Raw genomic sequence first — 11527 nt, 5'->3', positions numbered from 1 at the left:
TGGGTTGGTTAATTTGATTTTAAAAAAAGAAAAATAAGTTTATAATTTAATCATAAATTATAAACTTCTTCAGCTGGTACAAGAGGAACCTTATAAGCAGTTAAAATGTTTATAAGATTGTCCAAATCTTCTGCTTGCAATAATAGAATAGCTTTTTCAGTCTTTTCATGAGTGAATGCATAAAGATATTCAAGATCAATCTCTTCATCATTCAATATCTTTAAGACAGAAGACAATCCACCAGGGGTATCATCGAGTTCAGCTCCAACGATTGGAGTGTTTTTAACAATGTACCAGTGTTCTTCAAGTATTTTTTTAGCTTTTATAGGGTCTTGAACAACCAATCTTAAAATACCGAATTCAGTTGTGTCTGCTAATGATAAAGCTCTTATGTTTATGTCATTTGCAGCAAGCAAATCTAATGTGTTATAAAGATTCCCTCTTTTGTTTTCCAAAAATATGGATAATTGTGTTATTTTATACATTTTAAAACTCCCTAATTAATGTAAATTACGTTTATCAATCACTCTTTGTATTTTACCTTTTGTGCTTCTTGGAATGCTCTTAGGTGCTACTAAACTAACATTTACTGCAATTCCAATCTCATTTTGAATGTATTCACCAATTTTACGTTTTACACCCATCATCTCTTTGATGTCGTCTGAGAAAAGAGCTTCTGAAGCTTCTACTTTAATTTCAATTTCATCCATTATATCCGGTCTTGTAACGATGATTTGATAGTGAGGCTCGATGTTACTGACCTTAAGAAGCGCCTTTTCGATTTGTGATGGGAATACAGCAACTCCTTTCACTTTAATCATGTCATCTGATCTGCCGGTAATCCTTTCCATTCTTGCAAGGGTTCTGCCACACTCACAAGTGTCATAGTGAAGTGCAGTGAGGTCCTTGGTTCTGAATCTGATTACAGGCATGCTTTCTCTTTCAAGGTTAGTTAATACCAATTCACCGTGAGTGCCTTCAGGTAATGTGATTCCAGTTTTTGGATCAATGATTTCCGGATAGAAGAAATCTTCAGCAATGTGCAAGCCGTTCTGTGCACAGCATTCCATACCAATACCTGGACCCATCAATTCTGTAAGGCCGTAAATGTTATAAGCTTTGGTCTTAAATGTCTCTTCGATTCTGTCTCTCATTTCAGCTGTCCACATTTCAGCTCCGAAACCTATAGCTTTAAGACCAATTTCATCGAAATCTATTCCCTCTTCCTTAGCAACTTCTCCTAAGTAGATACCATAGGATGGAGTGAAGATAAGACAGGTACTTCCGAAGTCTGCCATGATTTCAACTTGTCTTCTTGTCTGTCCAGTAGAAATAGGGATGATTGTAGCCCCTAATCTGTGAGCTCCATAGTGAACACCGAATCCGCCTGTAAACAATCCGTAACCATGTGTGTTCTGTATGATGTCGTCTTCATCAAGACCCATCATGGTAAGTCCTCTTGCAACGATTTCTCCCCAATTGTCAATGTCCCCTTGGGTGTATCCGCTTACCACTGGCTTTCCAGTAGTTCCGGAAGAGGAGTGCACCTCTATGATTTTCTTTTTATCGACTGCAAACATTCCAAATGGATAACATGCTCTTAAATCATCTTTAGTAAGGAACGGCAACTTTTCAATATCCTTTAAGGTTTCTATGTCTTCAGGGAAAACATTTGCATTGGTATACTTTTCAGTGTAAAATGGGATCTTGTCAAATGCCCTTTTTACAGTAGCCTGCAACTTCTTCAATTGAAGTTCAAAAATGTCTTCTCTTGACATGCATTCAATTTCTTCATTCCACATATTCTAACCTTTTTCTATTTGTGTAATTTTTGAATTTTTGTAATTATTATAATTATAATTAAATCTCTTATTTTTTATATATGTTAATTTTCATAATAAATTTTTTTTAAATTTATTTGATTAATCCTAAATTCTTCATGTATTCCAAACTTTTTTCAATGAAATCTACAGACATTAACTCTAACATGTAGATGCCATCATACTTTTTCTTAGTAAAAACATCAAAGAACCCATTTACATCAAAAGTCCCATCACCTAATGCAAGGTGTGTGTCATCATCGCCAGGATTATCATGCACATGTATGTGTTTAATTGAGTCGAAGTAAATTTCATCTGGAGTGAAGCCATTTGTATGGGCATGGCCTATGTCCATTGTCATTGGAAGGTCAAGCTTGACTAATGTATCATTCAACTGATTCACATCCATGAACATGAAGTCAGTGATGTTAGGGAGATTTTCAATGCATGCATCAACTCCACAATCTTTTGCATAGTTGCCGATGACTTCAAGATGTTCCTCTGATATTTTATTGACCAATTCTTCCTTTCCCCTTCCATGGAATCCAAGAATTCCTGGATGAACAACAACAAGATTGCTGTCAATCATGTTTGCAAGGTCTATTGATCTTTCTATTTCACTTACTGAAAAATCTGCAACTGCAGGATTCAAGGAAGCGATATTAATGTCAATGAATGGAGCGTGAACAGTGTATTTCAAGTCATATGACTTAATGAGGTCTATTAGTTCACTATCATCATTGATTTCTCTATACGGATAATCATGGACTATTTCAACATAATCGATATACTTATTGCTGTCAAAGTATTCCAAAGCTTCTTCTATTGTTCTGTCTTCGGTCGCTAACATTGAAGCTCCTATTTTCATCTAATCTCCTCTATTTAAATAATCATAATTTTATATTATTCTAATCTCTAACTCTTGCAACAACCCTTAAGCCATTATCCAAACCGTCTATGATTTCATCAGTCAAGTCAAGGTTCTTATGAAGCTTTACATAGCCCCTTTTGCCTACGGTTGCTGTAAACATGTACTTGTCCTCTAAAAGAATGTCAAATGAACTTCCTACGAATTTCTTTCCGATAGGCAATACAAGATGGTCCTTTCTTATTTCAGGATAGAGTTCAAAGACTTCATAATAGAATTCAGATGTTTCCCCTTCTTCATAATCATCATTGTAGTCATCTGAATCTTCACCTAAGTCAAAGTAATTATCATTGCTGTAATCCTTCTTGCCTTCATCTATAATGTAGTCATCTATATTATCATTATATTCCTTCAATTGGGACTTTTTTGACTTCTTATGCTTTTCCTTTTTGGATTTGGATTTTTTAGACCTTTTTGAAAGTCTTTTAGCAAAGCTGTCAGGTGCCTTTTCAAGAGGTTCAACATTCATGCTTATTCCAATCTCATTTTCAAGTTCAGCAATTCTTTTTCCGCCTTTTCCAATGATTTTAGGGATGTACTTCTCGCTCATATAGATGTTGACCCTTCTGTCATTTTCCATGCTCACTTCAATGGATGCCTTTGGAGCTATTCTTTTCATGGTTTTAAGGATTTCCCTTTCAGCAATCAATTGGACAGGAGTCTTGTCCTTTTTATTTGCCTTTTTGGACTGTTCAACCATGCCAATATCCATTACAATGGTCTGTTCACCGTAAGTGTAGATTTCATTAACCAAGGTTCCGCTTTCAAAGTCCCTCACTTCAATCACTGGTCTTGCAAGGTCTCTTTCTTCCATTCCACTTGGAACCTTTACTGTAAGCTTGTTTTCATAAATGGCGGATATTTCACCATCTTCAATATAGATAGTAGTGTCTACGATTGATGGGATGGTACCTAAATCCACTCTGCTTGCAATCCTTTGAATTGCATCGATAGGCCTTGTTGCATGAACAACACCAATCATTCCTACACCTGCAAGTCTCATGTCTGCAAATATCTTGAAGTCATGGTTCTTTCTAAGCTCATCGTAAATGGTGAAGTCAGGTCTTACTAATAGCAATATGTCTGCAGTGTTCTCCATATCCCCTTCAAGAGGAGCATATTGGGTGATTGTATCTCCAACCTGCAAGTCTCTTGGAGATTCCATGGTCTTTACAACTTTGTTCAGTTCCTCATCATAGAATTTAGCTATTGCCTGTGCAAATGTACTTTTACCTGCTCCAGGTGAACCTGAAATCAATATTCCCCTTGCACTGTTTGTCAATCTTTCAATCAATTGACTTGACAAGTGGTATTGGTCAAGTGAGACTTCAGCTACAGGTCTTACTGCAGTTATTTCAAGTGCCTCTGAGAAAGGAGGTCTTGCTATTGATATCCTGAGGTCTCTTGATTGCACTACAATAGCACCTTGCTTGTCCACTTCCAAATAGGTTTTTGGATCGTATCTTTCCTTTTCAAGGATTTCCTCTGCAATTGATTCCAATTGCTTGTATGTGAATTTCTCATCTGCGAGCTTTACAAGTTCAATATGTCCTGGCTTTCCCTTTTTAGCCATTGGTACAACATTTTCCTTTAAATGAACGCTCATGGTGTCATCATCAAAGAATTTAGCTATTTTCAAGTCTATTGCACCTTTGTATTCCTGTGCATAGTAAATTGTAGGGATTCCTTGTGCCTCTGCAGTCTTGGCTTGGATCTTATCGCTTGTTAATAGTAGTGCCAGTTCATCCTTAGCCACATCTCTGATTAATCCATCTATTTCTCCAAGCTTTGCATTGTCCTTTTCAAACTTGGTAGGCCTTCTGCCGGTTATTCTGATTGATATTTCGCCGATTTCAGCTAAATCCTGTAGTTTCTTTACATTCTCAAGACCTCTGATTCCTGTAGGCCTTTGATTGTTAGCTTGATGTTCTAGTTCAGCGATTACAGCTTCTGGTATGATGATTTCCGGATAGTTCAATCCCTTTTCTTTTATTATTTTCTCTACATTTCCTTCTATGATTGCACTTGTATCAGGCACGATTCTTTTTATTTCATCGTAATCATCTTCATCATTGTATTCGCTGTTGTACTCATATTCATTAAAATCCATATTTTCACCTCCTTTGAGGTTTAATTAATTTAATAATTCTTAGTTTAATTAAAGAAAATAATTTAAATTCATATTTTAAGAAAAAATTAATTAAAATTTAATTTAAAATATTTATCCGTACATTTCCTTTGGATCAAACAATCTTTCGGAAATGACTTTAACGTCATCATCTGTAAGATTGTCAATGTCAATATTCTCCTTATCAATGTCCAATTGCCTAAAGAAGCAAGACCTGTATCCTTCGTGGCATGCTGCACCAATCTGTTCAACCTTCATTATGATTGCATCTGCATCACAGTCAATGTACATTTCCTTAACGGTTTGAACATTTCCAGAGCTTTCTCCCTTTAGCCATTGCTTTTGTCTTGAAGTGGAGTAGTAATGAGCCTTTTTGGTCTTTAATGTTTGCTCTACAGCTTCCTTATTCATGAAAGCCACCATCAATACGTCATTTGTTTGCCAATCCTGTGCAATTGCAATGACCAAGTCTTCTCCACCCATGTTAAGTCTGAAATTTAATTCCATTGTCACACCTTTATTATAAAATAAAAATTACTGAATATTATCTATTATTGATAATTCATCTTAATTGTATAATTTTCTTAATTGTATAATTTTTTTTTTTTTAATTGTATAATTTATCTTTAATGTAATCAACTACATTATCAATATCAACCAATTCCTGTTCTCCAGAGAGCATGTCCTTAACGGTAACTTTTCCTTCTTCCAAGTCACGTTCTCCAACTAAAACAGTGTATTTGACGTCTATCTTATTTGCATAAGCCAAGATCTTCTTGAATTTCTTTCTGGACAAGTCCACTTCAGTTGGAATGTCTGCTTTTCTAAGAGTCTGAGCAATGTTAAATGCATCATGTCTTGTAGAGTCTGAAATAGCTGCTACATAGGTGCTTACTATAGGTTCGAGTTCTGGCTTCCCATTTAGCTCTTCGATTGCATTTATCAACCTGTCAAATCCTAATGCAAATCCTGTAGAGACAACGTCTTCTCCTCCAAATAATTTAACGAGATTGTAAGTTCCTCCACCACAAACCTGCTTTTGTGCACCAAGTCCTTCCACATATACCTCAAACACTATTCCAGTATAGTAGTCAAGTCCTCTTGCAACTCCAAGATTGAGTTTGTAATTGAACACTTGGAAACTTTCAAGGGTTTTTACAAGTTCCTTGAACTCTTCAAGAGCTTCCTTGGTTTCTTCGTAAGGTGATACGAGCTCTTCAATATCTGCGATAATTGATGAGTCACCAACCATATCCATAAGCTTGAATAACACTTCGTTCAATTCTGGCTTGTCCTTGATGATAGGATTGTCTCCAACAAGGGATTCTTTCAATAATTCCTTATCTCCCTTATCGATAACCACCATGATTTCTCTTTGGGTAGCTGCATCAATATCAAAGTGAGCGAATAATCCTCTAATGATTCCTAAGTGGTTTACATTGAATTCAGCAGTAGTGATTCCAAGCTCTTCAATAGCATTGTTACACATAGCTATTACTTCAGCTTCACCTTCTGGAGTCTTTGCACCAATCAATTCACATCCGAATTGCCAGAATTGTCTGAATCTGCCTTTTTGAGGTCTTTCATATCTGAAACAGCTTCCATAGTAGTAAATCTTGATTGGCTTGGATGTCTTTTGAAGTTCATTCAAGTATAATCTTGCAATAGGGGCAGTGATTTCAGGCCTTAATGCAAGGTCTCTGTCTCCCTTGTCCTTAAAGTTGTATAATTGATCTACAATTTCCTCTCCGGATTTTGTAGTGAATAATTTTAAGTCTTCAAATAAAGGTGTTTGCACTTCACCAAAACCATAATTTTCAAATACATTTCTTAAAATGTCTTCAGCATGTTTTCTTTCTCTCATTTCTTCAAAGAGGAAATCTCTTGTTCCCCTTGGTCTTTCAAATTCCATTATTGTTTCTCCAATGTTTTTAATGATTTAATTAGTATGATTATTATTTTTAATAGTAAATCGTTTAACAATATTATATTTAATATTTATTTATATATAATAGTTGTTAATATTATACAATTTCAATCAGTTTTATTGAAGTTATGATTTAAAAAATATTCATTTTTATCGTTTGAATTATGAATTAAATTGACAAAAATATTTATAATAAATTATTTTTTAATACATAAAATTTTAAATGATAAAATACTATAAATTAATATAAAAAAATTAAGTGTGAATTATGTTTGAAGAATTGCATGAACTGTTAGAGGACAAAAGGATTTCAAAGAATGAGCTCTTGGCTATTTTAAAGGAAAAGGCTCAAAAAATATCTGTTTTTGATTTGATGGAGGCCAATCAGTACATACTTCAGGATGTGGAGTTTGTACAGGATAAATATCAGGATGACTTCCGTCAAGCTTATGTTAAGCAATTCATTGGCCATATAAACAATATAAAAAATGACAATACCGATTATGACAGCAGAGGCAAAAAGGAGAGAATTGATAAGAAACAGTTTGAAAAGTCATTAGAGGATTTGCATAATGTTTATGATGGCGTAGACTTTGACAAGGATAAGGTACAGCTTATTTACTGTTTGGTTTCCTTATATGCCACTTTCATATTGAATGAACCTATTCATTCACTGGACACTCCTTTCCCAGGCAATTTGAAGATTAAAAAGTTAGGTAAGTTTTATTATTGCCCTGTTAAGGCAACTCAAAAGAATACTGAAGGGGCAGTTTGCAATATATGCATTTCACGAGAGATTGATTATGATCCGAAATTAAATGCCAGCAGTTAAGGATTATTTTTTTAAAAAGAATCATTTTATAGAGAATAATAATTAAAAATTTTAAAAAAAATAGTAGTATAAATAACACTTTGTGATAGGATGTTTGAAAAGTTTGATGCATTGATAGGTGAAGATGATAAAATATCAAAGGAAGATCTTATGCTTGTCTTAAAGGAAGAGCTTACTGAGGTGTCTGTTTTTGATATGATGGTCATATCTGCTGAAATCATTGAAAACAACAAGTATGTTCAGGAATCCTATCAGGAAAAAAGCAAAAAGATTTACATCGACTTTTTCTTAAACAGAGTAAAGGAAATAAGAAGCAATGATACGGTTTATAATGATTATTTCGATAGCGATGACTTTGTAGAAAAACTAAACCAATTAAAAGATATTTACAAACATAGTTCCTTAGATAGAAAGAACAAAAGTCCTATTATTAATTTGGTGGTATCCCTTTACACTACATTTGTGCTTGATGAGCCAATTCATCCTATTGGAACTCCTTTCCCAGGCTCTTTAGAGGTTATAATGGAAAATGGGGTTTATTATTGTCCTGTTAAAGAGGCTAATATGGATACTCCAAATTCCGTATGCAGACTTTGTATAGCTGAACAGTTGGAGTTTTAATATAATGGGATTTTTTATAATTATATACAATATTAAATTTTTAAATTATTAAATTATAAATTATTAAATAATTAAATTTTTAAAATAGTGATACTATGGTAAATGGAAAAACACAGGTATTGGGAGTTATTGGAGACCCTATTGAACACACTTTCTCTCCAGCTATGCATAATGCCGGACTTGAAGCCTTAAACTTAAATTACATTTATCTTCCATTTCATGTTAAAGAGGAAAGATTAGGTGAATGCATTCAAGGTGCAAAAGCTATGGGAATACAAGGTTTTAATGTAACCATACCCCATAAAAGCAATGTCATGAAACACCTTGATGATATCGACCAAGTAGCTTCAATGATTGGTGCAGTAAACACAATCCAATTCATTTATGATGAAAATAATGAATCATCTAATCAAGATAATGAAATCAATGTAAGAACTAAAGGATTCAACACTGATGGATATGGATGTGTCCGCGCAATTGAGGAAAAAACTTCAATAAAAAACAAGAAAGTTAGCATCACCGGTGCCGGCGGAGCAGCAAGGGCAGTAGCTTTTCAGATAGCAAACAGTGGAATAAGTGAATTGTCAATATTGAATCGTAATCTAAGTAAAGCTGAATCTCTTGCCGATGATTTAAAGACTAATTTAGAAAGTATTGGCATTGATATAAACATTAATTCATATGATTTGGACAATCTAAAGAAAGAATTGTCAGATTCAGACATATTTATTGATACAACACCGATTGGAATGTATCCTAATGTGGATGATAATCCAATAGCTAGTGCGGATATGCTTCATGAAGATCTTGTTGTAAATGATATTGTTTACACTCCTATGAAAACATCATTGATAAGGGAAGCTGAATTGGCAAATGCTGATGTTGTTTATGGATATAAGATGCTATTGTATCAAGGAATCAGAAGCTTTGAAATCTGGTTAGGTAGAGAAGCTCCTGTAGATATTATGGAAAAGGCATTGTTGGATGTTTTAGGAATTTAATTGTTTTGGAAAATTCATTGTTGGATGTTTTAGGAATTTAATTTTAATTTTAATTTAGTGATATTATGGATGATTTTCTATCAAATTTTATTTTGAAAGAGGATGAAAAGGAACTTTCCGATTCAAAGAAGGATGTTATGAAGTTCTTAAAGCAAATAGGTGTTGACACTCGTTTTGTAAGCTTCTTTGATGATGATGGGGACATTAAGCTTTATATAGAAAATCTTCGTTTTTCAAAGTTTTCCAAAAAAAGAAGAGAAACCTTCAACAGGCATTATTCTGATATAGAAGTGGTAAGGTCATCTCTTTTTCAAAAGATCTGTTCAAGGTCTTCAAAGACATTGGCAGAGTCCTTAAGCCCAAAGGAAAGGATTCTCATTCCAAGAATGGATAATGATTACAACAAGTTTTTATACATAGTAATCGAGCCTTATTCAAGAAAATATGGTATAACTTTCATTGAATATGATGGGAACATAGGTGAAAATGACTTTGATTCTGTCATTTCTCCATTGAACCTTAATCAGGAAGTTAATCATATCTTGAATGATATATTTGATGGAAAGGGAATCGAATGGGACAGGAAATTTGACTTATCCAGCATATATTGTATGGACTTAAGCAATAAGAACATTATATTTCCATTCATCAATGTTCCTCAGGAGTGGATAAATGACTTCTTAGGCATTGAAAAGGAATATGAAATAGACTATGAGAATGATGATATCGGAGAGTCATTCATGGGATTCCTCACTGAAATCAATCCCCAATTCAAGGAAAATGTATTGGCTGCATCTTCATTTTTGGAAACTCATCAAAAATAATTTTTACTTTTTTAATTAATTTTACTTATTTTTTAATATAATCGCTATTTTTCAAAATAAAATCAATATTTTCATTGTATTGAATAAATAAAGATTAAATCTAGTTAAATTTATAAATAACTTAGTTTAAACCTATTTTTAATAATATTTTTAAACCTAATATTAATTTTATCAGATAATTTAAATTTCAGGTAATTATAAATATCTGATATTATATAGTAATATTAGGTGAATAAAATGGTTTGTACAAGGTTGTATAAGGGGTTTCAAACTGTAGTTCCTGCAGAAATCAGGAAAGAGTTGGATTTGAGTTTGGATGATGTATTGGATTGGAGTACAGAAGATGGTAAAATGATTATAGAAATCAAAAGACAAAGACCAATAAGTGATTTATCTAAATTTGTAATCAAGGGAACAGGACCTACAAATGCTGTTGAATTAAAGAAAAAAGCTGGAAGAGGAGAACTATAATTGATTTTTATAGATAGCAGTTATTATATTGCCCGCTTAATTGAAGATGATAAGTTTCATAAAAGGGCCATTGAATTGGAATCACAACTAAATGAAAAAAGGTATATCAATAGCACTGTTTTAAATGAAACTTTAAATGCATTTGGAAGTATGGGAGGTGCAGAAATAAATGAGCTTTTCATTTATTTGAATGAAATGAATGAAATTGTTTATTTGAAAGAAAAGGATTATGATGAATCAGTTAAATTATCCGGATACTATAATTCCTCAATTAACTTTTCCGATTGCACTATTTTAGAATCAATGCAAAAGTTAGGAATCAATAAGATTGTTTCATTCGATAGTGATTTTTCTAAGCTTAAAGGATTAACTGTTATAAAATAAAGTAAATTTTTCATTTTTCTTTTAAAAATAACAGAAAATTATTAAACATAGTTAAATAGAATAAAGTATAAATAATATAATTAATTATTAATTCAAAATATTTTTGTGATTATATTAAGAGGTTTTAACATGGCAAATGAAATTACTTTGGAATTAACTGATGAGCAATTTGAAAGATATCAAATCATGCAAGAAAATGGATTAAGCGTAGGTGAAGCTATTGACTTGATTTTCTATTTACGTGACCATTATGGAGTTCGTAATGATCAGCTTCTTGAAGAAAGGCTTGAACAGTTAGTCATTAAAAAATCAAAATTAGAAGATGAAATGGAAAATACTGACAAGGATTTAACTCCAGAGTTAGAGAAAGTAACTGCAGAAATGGATGTCATTAAAAAATTAAAAAACACTTCATATGACTTTGAAGCTAAAGAGAAAATCTTGGAAAAAGAATATGCTGCTATTGATGACTCCTATGAAATGAAGGTTCAAGCTCATAAGCGTGGAATCAAATGGGGTAAGTTCTTCGATAGCATTTTATGATTTCCATTTTTAACCTTTTTTCTTTTTTTCATTTTATTTTAAATTTTT

General features: G+C 33.0%; 13 protein-coding genes. 7 read left to right on the top strand and 6 right to left on the bottom strand.

Annotated elements, in window-relative coordinates; translation table 11 throughout:
• Positions 1 to 50: 50 nt before the first annotated feature.
• The 6 genes from ACJMLB_RS05400 to hisS all read right to left on the bottom strand — a co-directional run bounded on the left by ACJMLB_RS05400 (position 51) and on the right by hisS (position 6788).
• On the bottom strand, positions 51 to 485 hold the full coding sequence (locus ACJMLB_RS05400; protein ID WP_292789127.1) for an acetolactate synthase: 435 nt from the start codon (positions 483 to 485) through the stop codon (positions 51 to 53).
• Between the two features lie 15 nt (positions 486 to 500).
• A complete protein-coding gene (locus ACJMLB_RS05395) occupies positions 501 to 1802 on the bottom strand; it encodes a phenylacetate--CoA ligase family protein (protein ID WP_405324316.1) in 1302 nt (433 codons plus the stop codon).
• A gap of 112 nt (positions 1803 to 1914) precedes the next feature.
• Positions 1915 to 2688, bottom strand: a complete 774-nt coding sequence (locus ACJMLB_RS05390; protein WP_405324314.1) for a sugar phosphate isomerase/epimerase family protein — start codon at positions 2686 to 2688, stop codon at positions 1915 to 1917.
• 40 nt (positions 2689 to 2728) lie between these two features.
• On the bottom strand, positions 2729 to 4858 hold the full coding sequence (locus ACJMLB_RS05385; protein ID WP_405324312.1) for a PINc/VapC family ATPase: 2130 nt from the start codon (positions 4856 to 4858) through the stop codon (positions 2729 to 2731).
• A 111-nt stretch (positions 4859 to 4969) separates the two neighbouring features.
• The gene (hisI, locus tag ACJMLB_RS05380; RefSeq protein WP_296855182.1) at positions 4970 to 5383 is read right to left on the bottom strand and encodes a phosphoribosyl-AMP cyclohydrolase; all 414 of its coding nucleotides are present in this window, start codon (positions 5381 to 5383) and stop codon (positions 4970 to 4972) included.
• Positions 5384 to 5483: 100 nt separating this feature from the next.
• Positions 5484 to 6788: a histidine--tRNA ligase gene (gene hisS / locus ACJMLB_RS05375; RefSeq protein ID WP_405324310.1), complete on the bottom strand. Its 1305-nt coding sequence runs from the start codon at positions 6786 to 6788 to the stop codon at positions 5484 to 5486.
• Between the two features lie 283 nt (positions 6789 to 7071).
• On the opposite strand from hisS, the gene ACJMLB_RS05370 reads away from it, so the two are divergent.
• The 7 genes from ACJMLB_RS05370 to ACJMLB_RS05340 all read left to right on the top strand — a co-directional run bounded on the left by ACJMLB_RS05370 (position 7072) and on the right by ACJMLB_RS05340 (position 11479).
• On the top strand, positions 7072 to 7635 hold the full coding sequence (locus tag ACJMLB_RS05370) for a DUF2115 domain-containing protein (RefSeq protein WP_405324308.1): 564 nt from the start codon (positions 7072 to 7074) through the stop codon (positions 7633 to 7635).
• A 90-nt stretch (positions 7636 to 7725) separates the two neighbouring features.
• On the top strand, positions 7726 to 8256 hold the full coding sequence (locus ACJMLB_RS05365) for a DUF2115 family protein (protein WP_405324306.1): 531 nt from the start codon (positions 7726 to 7728) through the stop codon (positions 8254 to 8256).
• A gap of 95 nt (positions 8257 to 8351) precedes the next feature.
• Positions 8352 to 9257: a shikimate dehydrogenase gene (aroE, locus tag ACJMLB_RS05360; RefSeq protein WP_405324304.1), complete on the top strand. Its 906-nt coding sequence runs from the start codon at positions 8352 to 8354 to the stop codon at positions 9255 to 9257.
• A 65-nt stretch (positions 9258 to 9322) separates the two neighbouring features.
• Positions 9323 to 10081, top strand: a complete 759-nt coding sequence (locus ACJMLB_RS05355) for an ATPase (protein ID WP_405324302.1) — start codon at positions 9323 to 9325, stop codon at positions 10079 to 10081.
• 237 nt (positions 10082 to 10318) lie between these two features.
• Positions 10319 to 10552, top strand: a complete 234-nt coding sequence (locus ACJMLB_RS05350; RefSeq protein WP_295605334.1) for an AbrB/MazE/SpoVT family DNA-binding domain-containing protein — start codon at positions 10319 to 10321, stop codon at positions 10550 to 10552.
• On the top strand, positions 10553 to 10936 hold the full coding sequence (locus ACJMLB_RS05345) for a type II toxin-antitoxin system VapC family toxin (protein ID WP_405324299.1): 384 nt from the start codon (positions 10553 to 10555) through the stop codon (positions 10934 to 10936).
• A 129-nt stretch (positions 10937 to 11065) separates the two neighbouring features.
• Complete coding sequence (locus ACJMLB_RS05340) at positions 11066 to 11479, top strand: hypothetical protein (protein ID WP_405324297.1); 414 nt, start codon at positions 11066 to 11068, stop codon at positions 11477 to 11479.
• Positions 11480 to 11527 lie beyond the last annotated feature (48 nt).

Source organism: Methanobrevibacter sp. (genome assembly GCF_045114555.1).
Classification (GTDB): Archaea; Methanobacteriota; Methanobacteria; order Methanobacteriales; family Methanobacteriaceae; genus Methanobrevibacter.
Note: the sequence above shows the minus strand (reverse complement) of the source record. Positions and strands in the feature narration are given on the sequence as shown.

Excerpts from the sequence above, each read along its gene's own strand:
- hisS (WP_405324310.1), bottom strand. The coding sequence starts at position 6,788 with ATGGAATTTGAAAGACCAAGGGGAACAAGAGATTTCCTCTTTGAAGAA.
- ACJMLB_RS05390 (WP_405324314.1), bottom strand. The coding sequence starts at position 2,688 with ATGAAAATAGGAGCTTCAATGTTAGCGACCGAAGACAGAACAATAGAA.
- ACJMLB_RS05350 (WP_295605334.1), top strand. The coding sequence starts at position 10,319 with ATGGTTTGTACAAGGTTGTATAAGGGGTTTCAAACTGTAGTTCCTGCA.
- ACJMLB_RS05370 (WP_405324308.1), top strand. The coding sequence starts at position 7,072 with ATGTTTGAAGAATTGCATGAACTGTTAGAGGACAAAAGGATTTCAAAG.
- ACJMLB_RS05385 (WP_405324312.1), bottom strand. The coding sequence starts at position 4,858 with ATGGATTTTAATGAATATGAGTACAACAGCGAATACAATGATGAAGAT.
- ACJMLB_RS05395 (WP_405324316.1), bottom strand. The coding sequence starts at position 1,802 with ATGTGGAATGAAGAAATTGAATGCATGTCAAGAGAAGACATTTTTGAA.
- ACJMLB_RS05340 (WP_405324297.1), top strand. The coding sequence starts at position 11,066 with ATGGCAAATGAAATTACTTTGGAATTAACTGATGAGCAATTTGAAAGA.
- ACJMLB_RS05400 (WP_292789127.1), bottom strand. The coding sequence starts at position 485 with ATGTATAAAATAACACAATTATCCATATTTTTGGAAAACAAAAGAGGG.
- hisI (WP_296855182.1), bottom strand. The coding sequence starts at position 5,383 with ATGGAATTAAATTTCAGACTTAACATGGGTGGAGAAGACTTGGTCATT.
- ACJMLB_RS05355 (WP_405324302.1), top strand. The coding sequence starts at position 9,323 with ATGGATGATTTTCTATCAAATTTTATTTTGAAAGAGGATGAAAAGGAA.
- ACJMLB_RS05365 (WP_405324306.1), top strand. The coding sequence starts at position 7,726 with ATGTTTGAAAAGTTTGATGCATTGATAGGTGAAGATGATAAAATATCA.
- aroE (WP_405324304.1), top strand. The coding sequence starts at position 8,352 with ATGGTAAATGGAAAAACACAGGTATTGGGAGTTATTGGAGACCCTATT.